The organism is Cellulophaga omnivescoria (assembly GCF_001999725.1).
GTDB lineage: Bacteria > Bacteroidota > Bacteroidia > Flavobacteriales > Flavobacteriaceae > Cellulophaga > Cellulophaga omnivescoria.
The window spans coordinates 140,657-165,268 of the sequence record NZ_MDDP01000050.1 but is presented as its reverse complement, the minus strand read 5'-3'; the positions used below and the strand labels follow the sequence as shown (position 1 = coordinate 165,268).

21 protein-coding genes are annotated in these 24,612 nt (G+C 32.6%); 17 read left to right on the top strand and 4 right to left on the bottom strand.

The genetic code is table 11. The features are described from left to right. The first annotated feature begins 19 nt into the window (after window positions 1-19). The 5 genes from BFJ87_RS16050 to BFJ87_RS16030 all read left to right on the top strand — a co-directional run bounded on the left by BFJ87_RS16050 (window position 20) and on the right by BFJ87_RS16030 (window position 6,605). The gene (locus tag BFJ87_RS16050; RefSeq protein ID WP_077407000.1) at window positions 20-1,261 is read left to right on the top strand and encodes a TolC family protein; all 1,242 of its coding nucleotides are present in this window, start codon (window positions 20-22) and stop codon (window positions 1,259-1,261) included. Between the two features lie 3 nt (window positions 1,262-1,264). Further along, the gene (locus BFJ87_RS16045; protein WP_077406997.1) at window positions 1,265-1,819 is read left to right on the top strand and encodes a helix-turn-helix domain-containing protein; all 555 of its coding nucleotides are present in this window, start codon (window positions 1,265-1,267) and stop codon (window positions 1,817-1,819) included. A gap of 70 nt (window positions 1,820-1,889) precedes the next feature. Then, window positions 1,890-4,385, top strand: coding sequence for a heavy metal translocating P-type ATPase (locus tag BFJ87_RS16040; protein WP_077406994.1), 2,496 nt, complete (start codon window positions 1,890-1,892; stop codon window positions 4,383-4,385). A 3-nt stretch (window positions 4,386-4,388) separates the two neighbouring features. Next, window positions 4,389-6,152, top strand: coding sequence for an efflux RND transporter periplasmic adaptor subunit (locus BFJ87_RS16035; RefSeq protein WP_077407161.1), 1,764 nt, complete (start codon window positions 4,389-4,391; stop codon window positions 6,150-6,152). A 39-nt stretch (window positions 6,153-6,191) separates the two neighbouring features. After that, complete coding sequence (locus BFJ87_RS16030; RefSeq protein WP_077406990.1) at window positions 6,192-6,605, top strand: heavy-metal-associated domain-containing protein; 414 nt, start codon at window positions 6,192-6,194, stop codon at window positions 6,603-6,605. Between the two features lie 63 nt (window positions 6,606-6,668). On the opposite strand, the gene BFJ87_RS16025 is transcribed toward BFJ87_RS16030, so the two are convergent. Continuing rightward, window positions 6,669-7,334, bottom strand: a complete 666-nt coding sequence (locus BFJ87_RS16025) for a 3'-5' exonuclease (RefSeq protein WP_077406987.1) — start codon at window positions 7,332-7,334, stop codon at window positions 6,669-6,671. After that, entirely contained in the window at window positions 7,331-9,253 is a 1,923-nt protein-coding gene (locus BFJ87_RS16020) for a DUF294 nucleotidyltransferase-like domain-containing protein (RefSeq protein ID WP_077406985.1), read from the bottom strand. Before BFJ87_RS16020 ends, BFJ87_RS16025 begins: the two co-directional genes overlap by 4 nt. Window positions 9,254-9,842: 589 nt before the next feature. Here BFJ87_RS16020 and BFJ87_RS16015 point away from each other — a divergent pair. Genes BFJ87_RS16015 through BFJ87_RS15995 form a run of 5 tightly spaced genes read left to right on the top strand, consistent with a single transcriptional unit; the run spans window position 9,843 to window position 14,219 of the window. Continuing rightward, window positions 9,843-11,246: an arginine decarboxylase gene (locus BFJ87_RS16015; RefSeq protein WP_077406982.1), complete on the top strand. Its 1,404-nt coding sequence runs from the start codon at window positions 9,843-9,845 to the stop codon at window positions 11,244-11,246. Further along, complete coding sequence (speB, locus tag BFJ87_RS16010) at window positions 11,230-12,174, top strand: agmatinase (RefSeq protein ID WP_077406979.1); 945 nt, start codon at window positions 11,230-11,232, stop codon at window positions 12,172-12,174. Before BFJ87_RS16015 ends, speB begins: the two co-directional genes overlap by 17 nt. Then, window positions 12,164-13,138: a deoxyhypusine synthase family protein gene (locus tag BFJ87_RS16005; RefSeq protein ID WP_077406976.1), complete on the top strand. Its 975-nt coding sequence runs from the start codon at window positions 12,164-12,166 to the stop codon at window positions 13,136-13,138. Before speB ends, BFJ87_RS16005 begins: the two co-directional genes overlap by 11 nt. A gap of 2 nt (window positions 13,139-13,140) precedes the next feature. Continuing rightward, complete coding sequence (locus BFJ87_RS16000; protein WP_077406973.1) at window positions 13,141-13,440, top strand: hypothetical protein; 300 nt, start codon at window positions 13,141-13,143, stop codon at window positions 13,438-13,440. Between the two features lie 2 nt (window positions 13,441-13,442). Then, the gene (locus BFJ87_RS15995) at window positions 13,443-14,219 is read left to right on the top strand and encodes an RMD1 family protein (protein ID WP_077406970.1); all 777 of its coding nucleotides are present in this window, start codon (window positions 13,443-13,445) and stop codon (window positions 14,217-14,219) included. A gap of 35 nt (window positions 14,220-14,254) precedes the next feature. Here BFJ87_RS15995 and BFJ87_RS15990 read toward each other — a convergent pair whose 3' ends face one another. Next, window positions 14,255-15,532, bottom strand: coding sequence for a UDP-N-acetylmuramoyl-tripeptide--D-alanyl-D-alanine ligase (locus BFJ87_RS15990; protein WP_077406967.1), 1,278 nt, complete (start codon window positions 15,530-15,532; stop codon window positions 14,255-14,257). A 65-nt stretch (window positions 15,533-15,597) separates the two neighbouring features. After that, on the bottom strand, window positions 15,598-17,265 hold the full coding sequence (gene gldJ, locus BFJ87_RS15985) for a gliding motility lipoprotein GldJ (RefSeq protein WP_077406964.1): 1,668 nt from the start codon (window positions 17,263-17,265) through the stop codon (window positions 15,598-15,600). 405 nt (window positions 17,266-17,670) lie between these two features. Here gldJ and porV point away from each other — a divergent pair, with 405 nt between their 5' ends. From porV to BFJ87_RS15950, 7 genes are all read left to right on the top strand, one after another. Then, entirely contained in the window at window positions 17,671-18,822 is a 1,152-nt protein-coding gene (gene porV, locus BFJ87_RS15980; RefSeq protein WP_077406961.1) for a type IX secretion system outer membrane channel protein PorV, read from the top strand. Then, complete coding sequence (locus BFJ87_RS15975; protein WP_077406957.1) at window positions 18,823-19,305, top strand: cytidine deaminase; 483 nt, start codon at window positions 18,823-18,825, stop codon at window positions 19,303-19,305. It abuts the gene before it with no gap. A 168-nt stretch (window positions 19,306-19,473) separates the two neighbouring features. Next, window positions 19,474-20,472 (top strand): pyruvate dehydrogenase (acetyl-transferring) E1 component subunit alpha, encoded by a 999-nt coding sequence (gene pdhA / locus BFJ87_RS15970; protein ID WP_077406954.1) that lies wholly within the window; start codon window positions 19,474-19,476, stop codon window positions 20,470-20,472. A 3-nt stretch (window positions 20,473-20,475) separates the two neighbouring features. Next, on the top strand, window positions 20,476-22,101 hold the full coding sequence (locus BFJ87_RS15965) for a pyruvate dehydrogenase complex dihydrolipoamide acetyltransferase (protein WP_077406951.1): 1,626 nt from the start codon (window positions 20,476-20,478) through the stop codon (window positions 22,099-22,101). 85 nt (window positions 22,102-22,186) lie between these two features. After that, window positions 22,187-23,149: a M28 family metallopeptidase gene (locus BFJ87_RS15960; protein WP_077406949.1), complete on the top strand. Its 963-nt coding sequence runs from the start codon at window positions 22,187-22,189 to the stop codon at window positions 23,147-23,149. Further along, window positions 23,149-23,829 (top strand): SDR family NAD(P)-dependent oxidoreductase, encoded by a 681-nt coding sequence (locus tag BFJ87_RS15955; protein WP_077406946.1) that lies wholly within the window; start codon window positions 23,149-23,151, stop codon window positions 23,827-23,829. Before BFJ87_RS15960 ends, BFJ87_RS15955 begins: the two co-directional genes overlap by 1 nt. Window positions 23,830-24,008: 179 nt before the next feature. After that, entirely contained in the window at window positions 24,009-24,608 is a 600-nt protein-coding gene (locus tag BFJ87_RS15950; protein ID WP_077406944.1) for a SprT-like domain-containing protein, read from the top strand. The last annotated feature ends 4 nt before the right edge of the window (window positions 24,609-24,612 follow it).

Genomic DNA, 24,612 nt, shown 5'->3' with positions numbered 1-24,612 from the left:
AGAAAATATTACAATAGAAATGAAAAATAACAATCATAATATCACAAGAAAAGTCATTTTTTTTAGCTTTTCTCTTTTAACTTTTCACTTAAGTAATGGTCAAAAACTAGAAACATACATAAATGAAGCATTGGAGAACAGTCCAGAGATTCAAAAGTATAAGTTGCGTTATGGTATTGCATCAGAAAAGGTAAACGAATCTAATACATTGCCAAATACAGATTTCTCTGCAGGTTATTTTGTGAGTGAACCTGAAACAAGAACAGGTCCGCAACGTTTTAAATTATCTGCAAAGCAAATGTTGCCTTGGTTTGGTACTATTACTGCTAGAGAAAATTATGCAACTTCATTAGCAAATACAACCTTTGAAGATGTGGTTATAGCAAAGCGTAAATTGGTGGTTTCAGTAACACAGTCGTACTATAACCTTTATACCTTAAAAGCAAAACAGGCAGTTTTAAAAGAGAATTTTGAATTGCTAAAAACGTATGAAACTCTAGCTTTATCTTCTGTAGAAACAGGTGCTGCATCTGCAGTAGATGTGTTGCGTTTACAAATGAGGCAAAACGAGATAGAACAACTAAGACAAGTTTTAGAACATCAATATGTAGGAGAACAAACTGTGTTTAATAAATTATTAAATAGAGATAAAAAAGAAGTGGTGAATGTAGTAGAAACATTACTTCTTCCAACTAATGATATGCAAATTGTAGATGAAAATTTTACGTTGCATCCAGAATTAATTAAGTATGATAAGTTGTATCAATCTATAGAAAAATCAGAATTATTAAACCAAAAAGAGCGTAAACCTTTAATAGGTTTTGGAGTAGATTATATTGCGGTTACAGAATTGCCTAATCAGAATTTTACAGACAACGGTAAAGATGTATTAATGCCAATGGTGGCACTATCTATTCCTATTTTTAATAAAAGTTATAAATCTAAGACAAAACAAAATCAGCTTTTGCAACAAGAAATTGTACAACAAAAACAAGAACGCTTAAATGTTTTAGAAACACAATTGAGCAAGGCAATAACAAATTTAAATGCTGCTAAAATTAATTATAACACACAACTTAAAAATATACAGCAAGCCAAAGACGCAGAAGAAATTTTAATTAAAAGTTACGAGACAGGAACAATAGATTTTAATGACGTATTAGATGTACAAGAATTACAATTAAAGTTTCAAATGAGTAAAATAGATGCTGTGTATAATTATTATTTACAATTTACAATAATTAACTATTTAACGCAGTAAGCAATGGAAACAATCTATATAAAAAATATGGTCTGTAAGCGCTGTATTGTATCAGTTTTAAACATTTTTAAGGCAGAAGGTTATACTGTAGAATCTTTAAAATTAGGAGAAGTTGTAGCAGTTAAAGGTTTAAAAAGTAAGTTTAGCAATTTAAATATAGCTCTAGAAAAAGCAGGTTTTGAAATTATAGAAAACAGAAACGATGCTTTAATAGAACAGTTAAAAGTTGCTATAATTCATAAAATTGAAATAGGAGAAACCGCGAATTTGTTTCAGGTATTAGCAAAAGAATTTGGTAAAACAGAAACTGCATTAAGTAAACTTTTTAGTAAGTCTGAAGGTGTAACATTGGAGAAATACACCATCAACCTAAAAATTGAAAAAGTAAAGGAGCACATACAGTTAGGACAACTAAATTTTTCTGAAATAGCCTATAGTTTAAATTACAAAACAAGTAGTCATTTAGCACGCCAATTTAAGGCTGTTACAGGTATGTCTATGAGTAATTATAAAAACGGAGGCAATTGGGACAGAAAAACACTAGACAAAATTGTGTAAATAAGAATCGGAATTATGAAAACCGAAGAAGAAGTATCTATTTAATTTTATAGTGTAAAAAGAGGCAAAAATGAAACATACCTATCACATACACGGAATGACTTGTAATGGTTGTCGTGGACACGTAGAAAAAACACTGGCTAATGTAGAAGGTGTTACTAATGCTAGTGTTAATTTAGAAAAATCTGAAGCTGTTATAGAGATGGAGTCTCATATAGCATTAGAAACTTTTCAAGAAGCATTAAAAAACGATGGAGACAGGTATAGCATACATAATGTAGGGGAGCAGGTGCATACACCTAAAAAAGAAGCACAAACTAAAGGGCAAGGAACAGGTACTTTTTATTGTCCAATGCATTGTGAGGATGATAAAACTTATGACCAAGCTGGCGACTGTCCAGTTTGTGGTATGGACTTGGTAGAGGAACAGAACTTAAATGCTGTTGCAGAACAACAATATACGTGTCCTATGCACCCAGATGTTGTAAAAGATGAGCCCGGAGATTGCCCTATTTGTGGTATGGATTTAGTACCAATGGAACCTAGTAATTCTGCAGAAGAAAAAACATACAAAAAACTAATTGGTAAGTTTTGGTTAGCATTAGGGTTTACATTGCCTATTTTTTTAATAGCAATGAGCGATATGTTACCTAACAATCCATTATACGCTATTCTAGATCAAAAATATTGGAATTGGGTGCAATTAGTATTATCTGTTCCTGTGGTGTTTTATGCAACTTGGCTATTTTTTGAGCGCGCTTACAAAAGTGTAAAAACGTGGAATTTAAATATGTTTACACTGGTTGGTATTGGTGCAGGTGTTGCCTGGTTATTTAGTGTTTTTGGCTTGTTAATGCCAGATTTTTTTCCTGCTGAGTTTAAAACAGATAGCGGTGCAGTACACGTTTATTTTGAGGCTGCTACTGTAATATTAACGCTAGTTTTAATGGGGCAAGTGTTAGAGGCACGTGCGCACAGTAAAACAAATGCAGCTGTTAAAGAGTTGCTTAAACTTGCTCCAAACAAAGCTATTAAAGTTGTTAACGGAGTAGAAGAAGAGGTTTCTATAAACAATGTTGTAAAAGGTGATATTTTAAAAGTAAAACCAGGAGAAAAAATACCAGTAGATGGTTTTATTACAGAGGGTAATACAACGGTAGACGAATCTATGATTTCTGGAGAACCTATTGCAGTAAGTAAAACTGTAAAAGATGAGGTTAGTAGTGGTACAATTAATGGCAATCAATCTTTTTTAATGCAAGCAGAAAAAGTTGGTGCAGATACATTACTTTCTCAGATAGTGAAAATGGTGAATGATGCTAGTCGTAGTAGAGCTCCAATTCAGAAATTAGCAGATAAAATATCTAGCTATTTTGTGCCTGTAGTGGTTATTGTTTCTGTTTTAACATTTGTAGCTTGGGCAATTTGGGGTCCAGAGCCAGCTTACGTTTTTGCCTTAGTAAATGCTATTGCGGTTTTAATTATTGCGTGCCCTTGTGCATTAGGTTTGGCAACTCCTATGTCTGTAATGGTTGGTGTTGGTAAAGGAGCACAAAATGGTGTTTTAATTAAAAATGCACAAGCTTTAGAATTAATGAATAATGTAAATGTGTTAATTGTAGATAAAACAGGAACCATTACACAAGGCAAACCCACAGTAGAAAAAGTGGGTAGTTTTTCTACTAATTTTAATACAGACAAAATTACACAGTATATAGCTTCATTAAATAGTTCTAGTGAACATCCTTTAGCAGAAGCTACTGTAAATTATGGTAAAAACAATAATGTTGAGGTTTTAAAGGTTGATGAATTTAATGCTGTAACAGGTAAAGGTGTAGATGGTATTGTAGCTGGTAAAAAAGTAAGCTTGGGTAATGCTAAAATGATGGAGTTTACCAATGCTGCTATTTCTTCAGCAATGGAAGAAGAGGTGAAAGTTTTTCAGAAACAAGGTAAAACGGTTTCTTATGTGGCATTAGATTCTGATGTAATTGGCTTTGTTGTTATAGCCGATAAAATTAAGGAAACTAGCGCAAAAGCAATAAAAGAATTACAAAATAGAGATGTAGATGTAATTATGCTAACAGGTGATAATTATAATACTGCAAAAGCAGTAGCAACAACACTTAATTTAAGTAGTTTTAAAGCGGGTATGTTGCCAAAAGATAAATTAAAAGAAGTTGAAGAATTGCAAAAACAAGGCAAAGTGGTGGCAATGGCCGGAGACGGAATTAATGATGCTCCTGCGCTTGCCAAAAGTGATGTTGGCATTGCAATGGGTACAGGTACAGATGTAGCAATAGAAAGCGCAATGATTACACTTGTAAAAGGTGATTTACACGGTATAGTTAAAGCACATAATTTAAGTAATAAGGTACTTAAAAACATAAAACAAAACTTATTTTTTGCACTAGTCTATAATACTATTGGTGTGCCAATTGCAGCAGGTGTTTTGTATCCAGTATTTGGGTTGTTACTCTCTCCAATGATAGCTGCTTTGGCTATGAGTTTTAGTTCGGTATCTGTAATTGCTAATGCATTACGATTAAAAAATATAAAAATATAAATGATGAAAAAATATCTTGTTTATGCAGTAATTTTAGTTGCAGGCCTTTTGTTGGGGAAACTTTTTTTTGGCGGAACAACAGAAGTACAAGAAACTAAAGGTAGTCATAACCATAATGAAGTTTCTGAGGTTAATAAAATGTGGACGTGCTCTATGCACCCTCAAATTATGCAGTCAGAACCTGGTGATTGCCCTATTTGTGGTATGGATTTAATTCCTGCAGAGACTAATGCAGATGGTTTGTTGGCAGATCAATTTAAACTAACAAAAAACGCAATGGCTTTGGCTAATATAGAAACCACAGTTGTTGGGCAAAGTAATGCAGATGGCAATAATGGTATAACATTATCTGGTAAGATTGCAATTAATGATGATGAGACGGCTATACAACCTGCTCATTTTAATGGTAGAATAGAAAAATTGTATGTTACCTCACTAGGCGAAAAAGTAAGTAGAGGACAAGCTGTTGCTAAAATATATTCTCCCCAGTTAGTTGCTGCCCAACAAGAGTTAATTACGGCATACAAATTAAAAGCGTCCCAGCCACAATTATATAAAGCTGTACAAACAAAATTTAAAAACTGGAAAATACACGGGACACAATTAGAAGAAGTTGTAAAAACAGGCAAAGTAAAAACAAGTTTTACAATATATTCTCACGTGTCTGGTGTGGTAACAGAAATTGCTGTTAGTGATGGTGCGCATATTATGGATGGTAAACCTATTTTTAAAGTGTCTAATTTAAATAAGGTGTGGGCAAATTTTGATGTATATGAAAATCAAATCTCACTATTTAAAAAAGGTCAAGATATTAAAGTAATAACCAAGGCCTATCCTAATAAAGTTTTTAATGCAAAAGTCTCTTATATAGATCCTATTTTAAATTCGCAAACTAGAACAGTAATACTTAGAGCTGTTTTAAGTAATAAAGACAATGTGTTTAAACCTGGAATGTTTGTAGAAGGTAAAATAAACACAGCTACAGAGATAACAAAACAAGTTGTAGTTGTACCTGCTTCAGCGGTTTTATGGACAGGTAAGCGTTCTGTAGTATACACCAAGGTTGCGTCTAATGAACCTATTTTTGAAATGAAAGAAATAGAACTTGGCTCTAAAATTGGTTCTAATTATGAAGTTGTAAGCGGATTAAACAATGGCGATGAGGTTGTAACCAATGGAGCTTTTACTGTAGATGCTGCCGCACAGTTACAAGGGAAAAAATCTATGATGAATAAATCTGGTAAAAAAACAACTACGGGGCACGAAGGTCATATAAAAATGGAATCCAATAAAATGACTAAAAATACAAGGATTAAAGTGTCTACAGATTTTCAAAATGATCTAGCAGCCGTTTTAGAATCTTATATTTTAGTAAAAGATGATTTAGTTAATGGGAATGCAACAGCATCAGCTAAAAACGCAAAAGATATGCTTCAACAAATAGAAGAAGTAAATATGAAACTTTTAAAAACTAAAGATGTTCGTGAAAAAGGAGAAATGTTTATCAATCCTATTAAAAAGGAAATTAAACTTTTTGTAGCATCAAAAGATATTACAGTGCAACGTAAACATTTTAAAATTATATCAGAAAAATTATTAAGTATAATTGAAATTTTTGGAGTGAATTTTAAGGTTTATAGTCATTTTTGTCCAATGGCAAATGGTAATAAAGGTGCTTTTTGGTTAAGTAAAGAAGATAGAGTTGTTAATCCGTATTTTGGGGAGACAATGCTTAACTGTGGAGAGATAAGTCAAATTATAAAATAAAAACAATAATTATATTAATAACTACTAATAAATAAAACTATGAAAAAAGTGATTTTAAGCACTGCTGTGTTGGCCATTTTGGCCTTTACAAGTTGCAAAAATGATGCAAAGCAGACTACAGATGGTGGTAACAACACAAGTGTAAATGCAGAAGATGAGTTGGCTACGGCTAAAACTACTTTTGGTGTGCGTGGTAACTGCGGTATGTGTAAAAGTACTATAGAAAAAGCAGCAAAATCTGTAGATGGTGTAGCTAGTGCAAATTGGGATGTTAAAAAGAAACAAATTACAATTGCTTTTAATGGTGATAAAACTAATGAAGCAGCATTTCATAAAGCTATAGCAGAATCTGGTTACGATACAGAAAAGTCTTCCGGAAGTGAAGAAGCTTATAAAGAATTACCTGCTTGTTGCAAGTATGATCATGAAATGGCTATGAGTGTAGAAGAATAATACGCAAATAACTTAAAAAGCGGCAATCTGGTAGACATAGTTTGTCGCTTTTTTTATGTTGTTTTAATAAATACGGAGTAACTGTTTTAGGGTGGTAATTTTTTTCTCTTTTAATTTTACCAAAATCTTTAAAAAAGCAATAGCGGTAATATAAGCATCACCAAGAGCTGTATGTCTGTCTTTTACAGAAATATTAAACTTTTCTGCTAGTTCATCTAGACTATAGTGCTCTTTTTTTACTAATAAGTTAGAGCGTATAAGTGTTTTTTTATATAAGGTAGATGTATCTAAAATTTTGTTTTTTAGTTTTGGTAAACCGTGGCGTTCTAATGCTATGTTTATAAAGGTAATATCAAAACCCGCGTGATGCGCAACAATAACTGCGTTTTCTAAATAATCTAAAAAAAGCTTTAGGGTTTCTAACTCTTCAAGTCTAGTAGTTTTACCTTCTTTTAATATTCCGTGTATTTCTGCCGTTTCTTGGTTGTAATGATCTTGGTGTATAAAAACCTCAAAACTATCACCTATGTTAATATCATTATTTTTAAGTTTTAAAGCACCAATACAAAGCATACGATCTTCTTGGTAACTAAAGCCAGTAGTTTCTGTGTCTAAAACAACAAACGTAATATCTTGTATGTTTTCTGGTTGTTTGGTTTTAAAAAGATTTTCATATTTAAGCCAATAATCTGGTAAATCTAATTTACTTTTTTTAAAGAAATTTATCATCTTAATAGGTTTGATACTTTAAATCTAATATACACTAATTCCTGAATTTCTTTAATGGTTCTAAATGTACGTTTAAGTTTTATTTTCTCTGCTTTAGTTAGTTTGCTTAATGATATGTACCTGCCAGAATCGTTATGTAATAATCCTTGTTTGGTTCTAAATTTTAACAATGCTTTTGTTGCATAGGAGGCAGCCATAAATAATTCTGCATTGTTAGGTTCTAATTCTGCTAATTTTTCAAAACGTTCTGCAGTATAGTTAATAGATTTTATAGAATGCGATAATATTAAAACTCTGGCAGCGTCTGTTAATGGCATAAGCGCACGTCTTTTAATATCAAAAAAGTCTTTATTTGCACCATCTTGTTCTACTAAAAATTGTCTAAAGAAACCGGTAGGAGATGGGTTTTGTAAAGATCCGCTAGCTAAATGTAAAAAGAAATTTGGGTAATTTTTAGCTGTTTCAAATATATGGTTTGATAGTTCTGTAACCAACTCTTGGTTGCCATATACATTGTTATAATCAAAAAATATAGATGATAACAATACTTCATCTTTACCAGGATTTGTAATCCAAGAGGTAACATTTGTTTTCCATTCACTAAGGCTTAAGCACCATTTTGGGTTAGAAGCCATCATTTCTGCAGGGCAGTATTCATACCCAATTACATTTAGTCTTTGGGTTACTTGCTTGGCAAAATTTATAAATATAGCTTTGGTTTCTTCTAGTTTTTCTGCTGGTACATCTTCAAAAACCAGAGCATTGTCTTGGTCTGTGTGCAATAATTGTTCGCTTCTGCCTTGGCTACCCAATGCTAACCAGCTAAAAGATACTGGTAAGGGCGTTTCTAATTTTGCTATAGAGTTGGTTATAATTTGTTTTATGCAGGCATCATTAAGCTCAGATATAATTTTAGAAATTAATGTCATTGGTATATTTTGGTTTAAATAGCCCTTTAATAGCATCATAATACCTTTTCTAACCTGTTTTATTTCTTTAGTTCTGGTAGCCCTTTTTATAGCTTTTATTAAAACCGTTGGGTTGTTACCAACTGCTAGCATAACATCATGTTTAGATAAAATACCTACTGCCTTAGAGTTTACTGTACCATCTTTTGTTAAACATAAATGACTAATATTGCTTTTAATCATTGCCATTTGTGCCTGCGTAATGGTTAATTTTTTAGAATACGTAATTACTGGCGATGTCATTATTTCTCTTGCAGGAGCGGAAATAGGTAGTTTGCCAGTAACAATTTTGTTACGCAAATCTTTGTCTGTAATAATACCAATGGGTAATTTGTCTTCTAAAACTAAAATTGCACCAACATTTTTGCTTGTCATTTTTGCAGCTAAAACTTTTGCTTGGGTTTTAGGTGAGCAACTAACTAGTTTTTTAGAATATTTTACAGGCTGCAAGTCAAACAACTCTGCACTAGGGTTGTACAACTCATTGCTTTCTGGCTCGCCATAAAGTGCGCCCCTGTGACTCTTAGAGTAAGGGTTTCTGGTGTTAGAAGCAAAACTATCTATTAAAAAATTACCAACTTCTCTGTTACTAGTAGCATAAGGTTTAAAAGTATTAATAGGTATGGCATAAAGGATACTTTCTTCATGTGCTTTTGCCTCCATTTTATAGTTTTCATTTGCTATTAATGGGCGTAATCCAAAAATATCACCTTCATCACAAATGTCTACAATAGTATTATTTTGTGTTTTACTTAAAGATACAGCTCCTTTGTGTATAATATAAAAGTGGTCGTGTGGAGCATCATTCTCATTAAAAATAATAGCATCTTTCTCCTTGTAAACTATAGAAATTTGAGTAGATAATTCTTGTAATTCCTCTAACAATAATTGATTAAAAGGAGGGTAGTTTTTTAAAAAATCTGCTACTCTATGAGATATGGTATTTTTCATACGTTTTATTACTATTGTTTTGTAAATTTAAGTGAGAATAAGTTAAAAACGGTATTAATACGTCTAAAAATGAACGGTATTTTACTCATAAAAAAGTCTTTTTTTATGAAGATATCATCTTTTTTTTAATTTTTATAGAATTAAGTGATTATCTTTAAGGTATTGTTTTTAAAGGGTTTTGAGGTGTTTTGGTTAGCTTAATGTTAGCAAAAAATTATTTTTATTATTTTTTTTGATGGAACATTAGTTTTTTCATTTTTTTTGTTTTCATTTGTCCCGTCAAAACAAAGTATTTGTTTTTGATAATTTAGCATATAGCTGAGCATAAATGTATAATGTTTCTATGTTCGGGTTTTTGGGAATTAGGAAGTCATACCCAAAAACAACCTATAAGATAGGAAACCGAATTTTAAAGCTAACTTCCGGTAACACCTCTATAGTCAGCAGTCAGCATGACTACTTCTTCGTGCCAACCACGGAGCGTCAAATCATTGTTTAGTATTTTAAAATTTTAACAGCAAAAATATTGCATAAAAAACACAAAGGTTTCTCTGTGTTTTAAAATTTTAATTTATCAAATAACAATTCAATGAATACTAAATATATCGATTTAATTGACCAGACTTATCATTTTCCACAAGAAGAATTTAAGTTAGATGGTGAAAACCTAATGTTTCATGACATACCCTTAAAACAACTAGTAGAGCAATATGGTAGCCCATTAAAGTTTACCTATTTACCAAAAATCTCTGATAATATTTCTAGAGCTAAAAATTGGTTTGCTATAGCAATGGAAAAACACCAATACAAAGGCAAATACCATTATTGCTATTGTACTAAAAGTTCTCACTTTAAACCAGTATTGCATGAAGCTTTAAACAATAATATACACATAGAAACGTCTTCTGCGTTTGATATTAATATTGTTGAGCACCTTAAATTAGAAGGAAAAATTAAAGATGATACGTATGTAATTTGTAATGGTTTTAAAAGAGATCAATACATAACAAACATAGCAAGGTTAATAAACGAAGGACACCGCAATTGTATACCAATTATAGATAATTACGAAGAAATAGACTTGTTGTCTAATGAAATTAATGACGATTTTAAAGTAGGAATTCGTATTGCATCTGAAGAGGAGCCTAAATTTGAGTTTTATACCTCTCGTTTAGGAATTGGATACAAAAACATTGTTCCTTTTTATGAAAATCAAATTAGAGATAATGATAAGGTGCAGTTAAAAATGTTGCACTTTTTTATAAATACAGGAATAAAAGACAATGCATATTACTGGAACGAGCTTTTAAAGTGTTTAAAGGTTTATGTAAAATTAAAAAAGATTTGTCCGTCTTTAGATAGCTTAAATATTGGTGGTGGTTTTCCTATAAAAAACTCTTTAGTTTTTGATTATGATTACCAATATATGATTGATGAAATTATTAATCAGATAAAACTAACTTGTGACGAAGCTGGTGTAGATGTGCCAAATATTTTTACAGAATTTGGTAGTTTTACTGTAGGTGAAACAGGTGGTGCTATTTATGAAATTTTATATCAAAAGCAACAAAACGATAGAGAAAAGTGGAACATGATAGATTCTTCTTTTATTACAACATTGCCAGATACTTGGGCAATTAATAAAAGGTTTATTATGTTGCCAATTAATAGATGGGATGATGAGTACGAGCGTGTTTTGCTTGGTGGTTTAACTTGTGATAGTGATGATTATTACAACAGTGAGCAACACACAAATGCTATTTATTTACCAAAATATAAAAAAAATAAGCCTTTATACATTGGGTTTTTTAATACAGGCGCTTACCAAGAAAGTATTGGTGGTTACGGTGGTTTACAACACTGCTTAATACCGCAACCAAAGCATATATTAATAAACAAAGATGAAGAAGGAAAAATAACAACCAAATTATTTAATGAACAACAAAAGGCAGAAGATCTGCTAAAAATTTTAGGATATGAGCACAACAAATAATTACGCAGGCATTCCAGATGAGTTTGCGCAATTGGAGACCGCAAAAGTAGTTTTAATCCCAGTTCCTTATGACGGAACTAGTACTTGGGGAAAAGGAGCAGATAAAGGGCCAGAGGCTTTTTTAAAAGCATCAGAAAATATGGAATTGTACGATATTGAAACCGGTACAGAGCCATACCAACAGGGAATATACCTTGCTGATGCAATTACAGAAAATAGCTCGCCAGAAGCTATGGTAGATGAGGTGCATAAAATAACTAAAAAGTACATTAAACGTAACAAGTTTGTTACGTTGTTTGGTGGTGAACACTCTATATCTATAGGTACTATTAGGGCTTTTAATGAGTGTTTTAATAACTTAACAGTTTTGCATATTGATGCGCATGCAGATTTAAGACAGTCTTATGAGGGTACTACTTGCAACCACGCTTGTGCTGTACATGAAGCTAGCCAACAAACTAATTTGTTGCAAGTAGGTATACGCAGTATGGATGCTATAGAAAAAACATATATGGATGAAGAAAAAACATTTTTTGCCCATGATATGGTTAATGATGAATATTGGATGGATAAGGTAGTAGACCAAATGACAGAAAACGTATTTATTACGTTAGATTTAGATGCTTTTGATCCATCTATACTGCCATCTACAGGAACACCAGAGCCTGGAGGTTTGTTTTGGTATGAAACGCTAGAGTTCTTAAAACAAGTATTTACAGAAAAAAATGTTGTAGGTTTTGATATTGTTGAGCTTTGCCCTAATAAGGCAGATAAATCTTCAGATTTTTTAGCAGCAAAATTATACTACAAAATGTTAAGTTATAAATTTATGGGTGAAGGTGTAGATGATGCTTATGATAATACATATGCTATAGATCTAAAAGCTGGCAACTCTAATATATCAAAATTTGAAGAAGATGAAGACTAAAGGAGCTATCTCTAATTTTATAGAAAAATACTATTTGCATTTTAACGCTGCTGCTTTAGTAGATGCTGCAAAGGGGTATGAAGATCAATTAAACAAAGGATCTAAAATGTTAGTTTCTTTGGCTGGGGCTATGAGTACTGCAGAGTTAGGAAAAATATTTGCAGAAATGATTCGTCAAGACAAAGTGCAAATTATTTCTTGTACAGGTGCTAACTTAGAAGAAGATATTATGAACCTAGTAGCGCACTCACATTACAAGCGTGTGCCTAACTATAGAGATTTAACTCCGCAAGAAGAGTGGGATTTACTAGAGAAAGGTTTAAATAGAGTTACAGATACTTGTATACCAGAAGAAGAAGCTTTTAGACGCTTACAAGAGCATATTTTTAAAATATGGAAAGATGCAGAAGCTGCTGGTGAGCGTTATTTACCTCATGAGTATATGTATAAAATGCTATTGTCTGGTGTGTTAGAAGAGTATTATGAAATAGATTTAAAAGACTCTTGGATGTATGCAGCTGCAGAAAAAAACTTGCCTATTGTTTGTCCAGGTTGGGAAGATAGTACTATGGGTAACATTTTTGCTTCTTATGTGTTAAAAGGAGAATTAAAAGCTAGTACAATGAAATCTGGTATAGAGTATATGACTTTTTTAGCAGATTGGTACACAGATAACTCTAAAAACGGAATTGGATTTTTTCAAATAGGTGGTGGTATTGCAGGTGATTTTCCTATTTGTGTAGTGCCAATGTTATACCAAGATATGGAACGTACAGATACACCATTCTGGAGTTATTTTTGTCAAATTAGCGACTCTACAACTAGTTACGGGTCTTACTCTGGGGCAGTGCCAAACGAAAAAATTACTTGGGGCAAGCTAGACATAGATACACCTAAATTTATAATAGAGAGTGATGCTACTATTGTTGCACCATTAATATTTGCTTATTTGTTAGATATGTAACTATGGATAATTTAAAAAGAGTTATTGTAGATTTTAAAAAGCTTACACCAGAGGTTTTAAAACTTTTGGTAGAAAAGTACCCAGATGGTTATGATGACCTTAACGTTATAAGTTTTTATAACGCAAAAGGAGAGCGTATAGAAGCTGTTGAGGTTTTAACAGAAGACACTAAATATTTGGTAAAAATTAGTGAAAAGTTAGAGGTAACTATGGCTAATTATGATGAGGACGATTATGAAGATTTTGATGATGATGATCCTAATGCTATACCAGATATACCTTTAGATGATGATGAAGATTAGCCATGTATAGCGTAGATGCATACCAAATTGCAGCCTCTATAAGTATTAGAGAATGCAAACGTAACTTAACTTGGGATCTTCTTTTTTCAGACGGGGATGAGTTATTTTACAAAATGGGTGATGAAAAATTTGTTTATATTTTTCAGTACGGTATGGTTGGCTTTTTTAATCATACTTTAGAAGAAAAAAGAACAATATTAGATAGTATTAAGCCCTTTTGTAAGGGCTTAAAAGACGAACGCTTTTCTGAAGAAGTTAATGTAGTAATAGAGCCAGGAAAGCAAGAGGTATCATTTTACAAAGTAGTAATACCTACTTTTGATTATGAGGCCATACGTTTAATAGTACTAAATGCATCACAGTCTGTAGCTTTAGATAACTATTTTGATATTACTGAACAGTTATTAGGAGAAACAAACGAGCATACTAAATATCTAGAACAAAAAGGGAAATTAGATATCTCTGGTAATAAGTTAAAACGATTTATAGGTAGGGTTTTAAATATTAAAAATGAAATCTCTGAAAACTTATATATTTTTGATTCTCCAGACATAACTTGGGATAATGAGGCTTTAAGTCATTTAAATTTAGAGTTAAAAAAAACGTTTGACTTAAAAGATAGGTACAGGTATATTCATGAGCGACTAGAGATTATTAAAGAAAATTTAGAATTGTTTAAAGATATTATGGACCACAAGGAAAGCAGTAGGCTAGAGTGGATAATTATAATACTTATTGTAATAGAAGTATTAGATATGCTAATTTTAAAATTATTTTAAAAACTAAAAACCTCTCTTTTTACAGAGAGGTTTTTTTATAATAGATCTAAAATACGTTCCAAAGCCATTCCTCTAGAGCCTTTTATTAAAAGATTACTATTTGGCTGTAATGGATGTTTTTTTAAATACTCTTTTAAGTGATCAAAACTAGCTAGTTGTTCTGCTTTAGTTTTTACTTTTGCAAAGTTTTCTCCTATTAAAAAAGTAGAAGTAAAATTCATTTTACAAGCTTTATCAGCAATGTATTGGTGTTCTGTTGCTGCAGTTGTACCAAGCTCAAACATATCTCCCAAAAAAACAATTTTATGCGTAGCTTGTATACCATTAAAATTATCTAAGGCTGCAGCCATACTTGTTGGGTTGGCGTTATAAGCATCTAAAATTATTTTATACCCGTTTTTTTCTAATATTTGAGACCTGTTGTTTGCAGGTGTATAACCTTCAATAGCTTCTTTAATTAATGGAAGTTCTATATTAAAATATTTACCCATAATTATAGCAGCGCAACAGTTTGTAAAATTGTAGGCGCCAACAAGGTTAGAGGTTATGGTGGTATCTTCAACTTTAATTTTCACAAACGGATCCGCTCCTAGTAAGACAATGTTATAATAATTTTCTTTAGTAGCACTAAACCCAATCTTTTTTACATAGCTGCCAAGTTTATTTTCTTGTATTGGGTCATCAGTATTTAAAAAAATATGCTTTTGGTTTGTGGTTAAGTAACTATACAATTCGCTTTTACCTTGTATAACACCTTCTGTACTGCCAAAGCCTTCTAAATGCGCTTTACCAAAATTTGTTATGTATCCATAATCTGGTTCTGCTAAGCTACTTAAAAATTCTATTTCTTTAAGATGGTTAGCACCCATTTCTACAATAGCAATTTCAGTATCTTCTTTAATGGTAAGCAACGTTAAAGGAACACCAATGTGGTTGTTTAAGTTACCTACGGTAGCAACAGTTTTGTACTTTTTTTGAATAACTGCCTTTATAAGCTCTTTGGTAGTTGTTTTTCCATTACTACCTGTTAGTCCAATTACCTTGGCAGTACAATGCTTTCTGTGGTAATTGCCTAATTTTTGTAATGTTTGGAGTACATCTTCAACTAAAATAAACTTGTGGGTTGTTGCATATTTTTTTTCATCTATAATGGCATATGCAGCACCTTTTTCTAGAGCTTCAGCGGCATATTTATTACCATTAAAATTATCGCCTTTTAGAGCAAAAAATATACAGTCTTTAGTTATTTTTCTAGTGTCTGTGCAAACAGTAGAATATGTTAAAAATAGTTGGTGTATTTGTGCTATTGTCATAAAGCGAATATAAAAAAAAAGACTGCTCTAATGAGCAGTCTTTTTTAAAAATATGTTGTAGTAACTTATTTTACTTTTTTACCTCTTGCAGTTTTGTTCTTAGTTTTAGACTTAGAACCAACTCTAGACATTGCACATCTAAATCCAATATCATCTGTAGCCATATACTGTGGTAAATATCTACGTTGTGCTGGGTCTAACCAAAATGCACGGTCTCTCCATGATCCACCTTTGTATACTCTAACTTCGTCATTAATTAAAGATGTTCTGTAGTTAGACTTGTCGTAGTTTCTAACAAAGTTTCCGGCGCTGTCTCTTTCTATTTTATTAGTAGGAGAATTGTACATAGACACTTTGTTTTCCTCATCGCCATCAGCCTCATTAAATCTGTCATAAAATCTAGTAGATCCAGGTTCTCCGTCTCTATATCCTCTGTTATCACTAGAAGAGAAGTTTGTTCTTAAGTAAGTTTCTTCTTCATCTACGGCAACCATTTTAATTTCACCAGGTAAATTAACAGCTACTATTTTTCCGTTTGGTAATGTATCATAAACTACTGAGTCTCTAAGCACGTTTACTTTACCATCTTCACCAATTGCTGTCTTCATATAAATGTTACCTCTATAGTAGTTGAAATCACTAATTTCATCATCTACTATTGGTCTGTATACATCTGCAACCCATTCAGATACGTTACCTGCCATATCGTAAAGACCTAAGTCATTTGGCTTGTATGACATTACTGCGTTAGTTATATCTGCACCATCGTCAGACCAACCAGCAATTCCACCATAATCACCTTTTCCTTGTTTAAAGTTAGCTAGTTGATCACCTCTACCAACACGTTGTCCGTTACGAGTGTAATCTCCTTCCCAAGGATATTTTTTTCTACCTCTGTAGTTATTGTACTCTCTAGAACCTTGGTTAGCTTGTGCGGCATATTCCCATTCTGTTTCTGTAGGTAATCTATATTCTGGTAAAATTACACCACTACTTCTTTTAGCAAAAGAAGGTACAGAGTCGTTCTTTTTAGCTTTACCTTGTAAAGAATCTATTTGTCCGCCATAAACAGACTCTGGTCTGTTTAGGTAAGCTTCAGTACTAAAAGTACCAGCAGCTTCACCATTTAATGCTTTGTATTTAGCTTCTTTATTAAGGTAGCCTTCTTTTTCCAACATTAATTCGTTAACACGGTCTGTACGCCATTCTGCAAATTGCGTAGCTTGTACCCAGTTAACACCAACTACAGGATACTCTGCATAGCCAGGGTGTCTTAAATAGTTGTTAGTCATAGTTTCGTTAAAACCAAGTCTGTTTCTCCATACCAAAGTATCAGGCAAAGCCCCTTTGTAAATATTTGCATATTTAGGGTCTTCTGGTGGGTAAACAGATTTTAAGTAATCTAAAAATTGTAGGTACATTTTATTAGTTACTTCAGTTTCATCCATATAAAAGGACTGTACGTGTTGTTGCGTTGGAGTATTATTCCAATCATGCATAACATCATCCTGTACTTTACCTTTTGTAAATGTACCACCTTCTATAAATACAAGTCCCGGTGCGGTAACTTGCTCTTTAAAATCAGAGTTGTGCTGAAAACCACCCTCTTTGGCATTTATCTTCCAACCTGTGGCACGAGATACATCTTTAGATGAAGATGATTTTTTACAACTTGTTATGCTACCTGCTACAACAGCACACGAGAGTACAACTTTAATGAATTGTTTTTTCATAATTAAGACTTGAGTTCTATACTTTACTGCTAATTGCAGTTATACTATACTTATTTTCTGTTTAAACTTTGCTTACTATCGGCTTATTAAACGCAAATTTTCTTAGAATATTTTATAAATCCTAAAAAAAACTAAAACAAGCAATAAAACATTGTTCAACACATCTATAACGGTGTAAATATTATATTAGTATTATTTTGTGAATTCTTTTTAATAGAAATTTATAGTTGCTTAATAATAAGTAAATAAGGAGTTTTATTTTTTATAGTATATTGGGCATTGTAATGTAATTTTGAAAATAAAGTTCTTAATTTATAAGATATTTTAAAAAAGAGCGTTAATTAAAATGTTGCACTATTTATTGTAGTGATATTAGGATAAAGAACCGATATTATAAAAATGATGATGAAAAAAATACTAGCCTTAGCACTTTTGGTGTCCGTATATTTTGGTAATGCTCAAGAGCAGAACAGAGCAATTACAACAGCAGTACCTTTTTTAAACATAGCTGCAGATGCAAGAGCCGCAGGTATGGGAGATATGGGTGTAGCTACTTCTGCAGATGCGTATTCTTTACAATGGAACGCTTCTAAATTTGCTTTTGCAGAGCAAAAAATGGGAGTAGGTATAAGTTATACTCCTTACCTAGAAAACATAGTTACAGATGTAGCTTTGCTTAATGCCACTTTTCACAACAAAATAAATGATAGAAGTGCTTTTGCATTTGGTTTACGTTATTTTGGTTTAGGAGAAGTAGAATTAAGACAGACGATAGACGAACCAGCAAGAATTGCAAAACCTAACGAATTTGTTTTAGAAGGTGCGTATGCATTAAAATTATCTAACACTTTTTCTATGGGTGTTGGAGGTAGGTTTATAACATCAAATTTAAAATTCCCGTCTGATGATGCTAGTGAAGATACTAGTGCAGCTACGGCGTTTGCAGTAGATATATCTGGTTTTTACAGGTCTCCAGAAATTGCTTATGAAAAGTTTGACGGTAGATGGAGAGCAGGTTTTAACATCTCTAACTTAGGAAGTAAAATAGCTTACGATAACAACGGGCAAGAAAACTTTTTACCAGGAAACTTAAAATTTGGAGCTGGGTTTGATTTTATTTTAGATCAAGACAATGTTTTATCATTATCAACAGAATTTAATAAGTTATTGGTACCAACGCCACAAGATTTTAATGAGGACGGACAAATAGATAGTGAAGATAATGAGCGTTACCAGCAAATTAGCTTTTTAGAAGGTGCTTTTGATTCTTTTACAGATGCGCCAGACGGCTTTAGTGAAGAAATTAAAGAGGTAACTTGGGCTTTAGGAGCAGAGTACACCTACCAAGATGCATTTATGCTTAGAACAGGTTACTTTAATGAAAATGAACTAAAAGGGGCTCGTAAATTCTTCTCGTTAGGAGCAGGATTTAAATTTAAAGCAGCACAAGTAGACTTATCTTATTTGTTCTCTACATCAAAAATAAAGAATCCTTTAGAAAATACTTTGCGTTTTTCTCTTACCTTTAACCTAGGTGAAGAATTATTAAACGACTAAATGAAGAAACATACCTTATCTTTTGATATGTCTGTTTACGACTCTATAAATGAGTTGCCTGAAACAGACAAAAAAATAATGCTTAAAGCCGTAGAAGCACGTAATAATGCATACGCACCTTACTCTAGTTTTTTTGTAGGTGCAGCAGTATTATTAGAAAACGGAAAAATTGTTTTAGGTAATAATCAAGAAAATGCGGCTTACCCATCTGGTTTGTGTGCAGAACGTGTTGCTATATACCAAGCAGCAGCAATATACCCTAATGTTAAAATATGCTCAGTAGCAATTTCAGCTACATCTAAAAATTATAAAGTTTTAGAACCTGCAGCACCTTGTGGTAATTGCAGACAATCTATGATAGAGTATGAGCAAAAACAAAAAGAACCTATTACTTTATTGCTAATGGGCGAAGAAGGTAGTGTGGTAAAATGTAATTCTATATCAGATATTTTACCTTTAGCATTTAGTAATTCTTTCTTATAAGCTATTTTTATTGATGAATTATTTTTTTATTCCTAATTTTTTGATAAAAATTTAATTAAAAAAAACATTCATCAACTAGTCTGTGCTTTTTCTGTAATTTTTTTTTGATAGTGGATTTAATGTGTATTTTTGCTATTCTGTAAAACAGACTTTTTAAAATAGTTTTCAATGAAAAAAATAACCAAAGAAGTTTACCTTAATTGGTACAAGGATATGTTATTCTGGAGAAAGTTCGAGGATAAACTTGCTGCAGTATATATTCAACAAAAAGTTAGAGGTTTTCTACACTTGTATAACGGACAAGAAGCTGTTTTAGCTGGTTCGTTACATGCAATGGATCTTACTAAGGATAAAATGATTACGGCTTACCGTAACCACGTACAACCCATAGGTATGGGTGTAGACCCTAAAAAAGTAATGGCAGAACTTTATGGTAAAGTAACTGGTACATCTAAAGGGATGGGTGGTTCTATGCACATATTTTCTAAAGAACACCGTTTTTACGGTGGTCACGGTATTGTTGGTGGCCAAATTCCTTTGGGAGCTGGACTTGCATTTGGAGACAAGTATGCTGGTAATGATGCGGTTACATTATGTTATATGGGAGATGGTGCTGTAAGGCAAGGATCTTTACATGAAACTTTTAACTTAGCTATGCTTTGGCAATTGCCAGTTGTTTTTATATGTGAAAACAATGGTTATGCAATGGGAACGTCTGTTGCCAGAACATCTCATTCTACAGAAATTTGGAAACTAGGTTTAGGATATGAAATGCCTTGTAAAGCAGTAGAAGGTATGAACCCTGTAACTGTTGCTGAAGAGGTTAGTAAAGCTGTAGAAAGAGCAAGATCTGGAGGCGGACCTACATTTTTAGAGATAAAAACATACCGATACAGAGGTCACTCTATGTCTGATGCTCAGCACTATAGAACTAAAGCAGAGGTAGAAGAATACAAGAAAATAGATCCTATTACTCAGGTTTTAGATGTAATAAAAGACAAGAAATACGCTACAGATGAAGAAATTTCAGCTATAGACAAAGAAGTAAAGCGTATGGTTAAAGAGTGTGAGGAATTTGCAGAAAACTCTGACTACCCACCAGTAAATCAATTATATGATATGGTTTACGAACAAGAAGATTTTCCATTTGTACAACATAAATTATAAAAGATGGCAGTTATAGTAAATATGCCAAGATTAAGCGATACCATGGAAGAAGGTACTGTTGCTGCTTGGCTTAAAAATGTTGGAGATAAAGTAGAAGAAGGAGATATTCTTGCAGAAATAGAAACTGATAAGGCTACAATGGAGTTTGAGTCTTTTAATGAAGGTGTTCTTTTGCATATAGGAATTCAAGAAGGAGATACAGCCCCTGTTGATTCTCTTTTAGCTATTATAGGTGAAGAAGGTGAAGATATTTCTGGATTATTATCTGGTGATGCTTCAGCCAATACTGCTACAGAGCAAAAACAAGAAGAAACCAAAGAAACAGCAGCAACTACAACAGAAAGTTCTACAGCTGTTATTCCTGAAGGAGTAGAGGTTGTTAAAATGCCGCGCCTTAGTGATACTATGGAAGAAGGTACTGTTGCTGCTTGGTTGAAACAAGTTGGTGACAAAGTTGAAGAAGGAGATATTCTTGCCGAAATAGAAACAGATAAAGCAACAATGGAGTTTGAGTCTTTTTACTCAGGTACTCTATTATATGTAGGTATAAAAGAAGGAGAATCTTCTCCAGTTGATGAAGTTTTAGCAATTATTGGCCCAGAAGGTACAGATGTAGATGCTGTACTTAATGCAGGTAGTGGTTCTGCTTCTTCTAGTACACCTACTGAAGCGCCTAAGAAAGAAACTAAAAAAGAAGAAAAGTCGGCTCCAGTAGAAAATGTAGCTACAGACGGTAAACGTATTTTTGCATCTCCATTAGCTAAGAAAATTGCAGCAGATAAAGGAATAAATTTATCAGACGTAACTGGTTCTGGTGATAACGGAAGAATTATTAAAAAAGATGTAGAAAACTATAAGCCATCTGCGGCTGCTAGTTCTACAACTGCTTCTTCTAGTTCAGTAGCGTCAGCTACGCCTCAACCAGCGGTTTATACACCTGCAGGAGAAGAAGGTTTTGAAGATGTTAAAAACTCTTCAATGCGTAAGGTTATTGCAAAAGTTCTTGGTCAGTCTAAATTTACAGCTCCACATTTTTACCTTACTATAGAGGTAGATATGGATAATGCAAAAGCATCCAGAGCACAAATTAATAGTTTGCCAGATACTAAAGTATCATTTAATGATATGGTTTTAAAAGCCTGTGCAATGGCATTAAGAAAACATCCGCAAGTAAATACAACTTGGAAAGATGATGTAACACGTTATAACAAACACATTCACATGGGTGTTGCTGTAGCAGTAGATGAAGGTTTGGTTGTTCCTGTGCTTAAGTTTGCAGATCAAATGAGCTTAACAACTATTGGTGCTTCTGTAAAAGACTTAGCAGGTAAGGCAAGATCTAAAAAAATTGCTCCTTCAGAAATGGAAGGTAGTACATTTACAGTATCTAACTTAGGTATGTTTGGAATACAAGAGTTTACGTCAATAATTAATCAGCCTAACTCAGCAATATTATCTGTTGGTGCAATTGTAGAAAAACCAGTTGTTAAGAACGGAGAAATTGTAGTAGGTAATACAATGAAGTTAACATTGGCTTGTGATCACAGAACTGTAGATGGTGCTGTTGGTGCTCAGTTTTTACAAACATTAAGAAGTTATATTGAAAATCCTGTTACTATGCTTGCATAAGTATTACAGTATTAAATTATATTAAAAAGCATCTCATTAATTAATGAGATGCTTTTTTTATCTTTAGACCTTAAATAAATTAAATATGAAAAAGACGTTTTATTTTTTAGGGTTATTAGCTGTAATTTCTTGTTCTAGTGTTGCTCAAAATACAGCAGTAAAAGAGTCTGCAACAGAGGCAAAAGAAGCAGATATAAAAAAAATTGTTAGCTTTTTAGCTTCTGATGATTTACAAGGTCGTATGTCTGGATCAGATGGTATAGCAGAAGCAGCTACTTTTATAGAAAATAACTTTAAGGCTAACGGAGTAAAGCCATTTTTTAAAACGTACAAAGATACATTATCAAATTTTGACTCTAGCAAAGGTGTTGCCTATAATGTAGTGGGTTTTGTAGAAGGTAATGATCCTAAATTAAAAAAAGAATTTATAATTATAGGAGCTCATTATGACCATATTGGTACTGCAAAGGCAGACGGTGATGATGTAATAGCAAATGGAGCTAATGATAATGCTTCTGGTACTGCTGCAGTTATGGAGTTTGCTCGTTATTTTGGGCAAACAAAATCTAACAAAAGAAGCATAATTTTTGCATTATTTTCTGCTGAGGAAATGGGCTTGTTGGGCTCTAAACATTTGGCAAAAAAATTAAAGGAAGATAACCTTAACTTGTACACTATGCTTAATTTTGAGATGATAGGTATTCCTATGCAAAATAAAGATTATTTAGCATATTTAACAGGGTTTAATAAGTCTAACTTGGCATCTGTAACAAATACTTATGCAGGTGAAAAAATTGCTGGTTTTTTACCAAAAGCAGGTGACTTTAGATTATTTATGAGATCTGATAATTATCCGTTTCACAACGAATTTAAGGTGCCATCACAAACCTATTCTACTTTTGATTTTACAAATTTTGATCATTACCACAAAGTAGGTGATGAGCCAAGTGTAATGGACTTTAATCACATGGCCAGTTTAATAAATAAATTTACTCCGGTAATAAAAAGCATTGCGAATTCAGACACAAAAGAAATACAATACAATTAATGGCAAATATTATAATAACAGGTAGTAGCAGAGGTATAGGTTACCAAATGGCACAGCTATTTGCAAACAATGGACACCAAGTTTTGGCTTTGTCCAGGAATAGTGCCCCTATAGCTTCTCTTAAAAACCCTAATATTTTTTCTTTTCCTTTTGACATTTCTGCGGAGGAAGATTTACAAAAAGTTGAAGATTTTATTTCTGCAAACTGGAAACAGGTAGATGTATTAATTAATAATGCAGGAAAATTAGCTAATAAGCCTTTTTTAGAAACTACAACAGCAGATTTTGAAGCTGTTTATAAAGTGAATGTTTTTGGCGTAGCAAGTATAACTAAATTGGTAATACCTAAAATGCCAAAAAACGGACACGTAGTAACTATCAGTTCTATGGGTGGTGTGCAAGGTAGTTTAAAATTTGCTGGCTTATCTGCATACAGTTCTAGTAAAGGAGCCGTAATTACGTTAACAGAGCTTTGGGCAGAGGAGTTTAAAGAAACGGGTCCGTCTTTTAATGTGCTTGCGTTAGGAGCCGTGCAAACAGAAATGCTAGAAGAAGCTTTTCCTGGCTACAAGGCACCAATCACTGCTTTAGAAATGGCAGAATATATTCAAAATTTTGCCCTTACTGGACATAAAATGTACAATGGTAAATTGTTGCAAGTAAGCAATAGTACACCGTAACTTAATAAATAATTTAATTAAAAAACTGCCTGTTAGTGCTAATAGGCGGTTTTTATTTTGTTGTACATTGTTTAAAAAATTAGATTATCAAATAAATAATAAGAAGAAAAGTTGTATTTTACTACAAAATATACTGTAGTGTACACTTGTAAAAGGCAGAATCTGTTATTTTTGTATATATGGAGAAAATCCTTCTTAAATACTTACCTGAAAGGGCTGTAACACCTTGCGCCTCATTAATAAAAGTTAATGCAGTGCATCTTAAAATTGTTGGAGATAGAATTACCCGACACGGAGATTATAGAAGATTGCCAAACGGAAAGCATCAAATAACAGTAAATGCATCATTAAATAAATATAGGTTTTTAATCACTTTAGTACATGAAATAGCGCATTTAGTAGCTTTTGAAAAATATGGCAGAAGGATTAAGCCTCATGGGTTAGAATGGAAAAAAACTTTTCAGGCATTGATGTTGCCTTTTATTAGACCAGAAATTTTTCCAACAAAAGTATTGCCAGTTGTTGCTAATCATTTTAAAAACCCAAAAGCAAGTAGTGATACTGATGCTAAATTATCGTTAGCATTAAAGCAATTTGATCCTGTGTCAAATAAAACATATATTTTTGAGTTACCTATTGGTAGTATATTTAGAATATATAATGGTAAGCTATTTAAAAAAGGACAAAAAAAAATAAAGCGATACGAATGCATAGAACTTTCTAGTGGAAAAACTTATGTTTTTCAGCCGAATGCAGAAGTAGAACTCATAAAAGACTAATCAA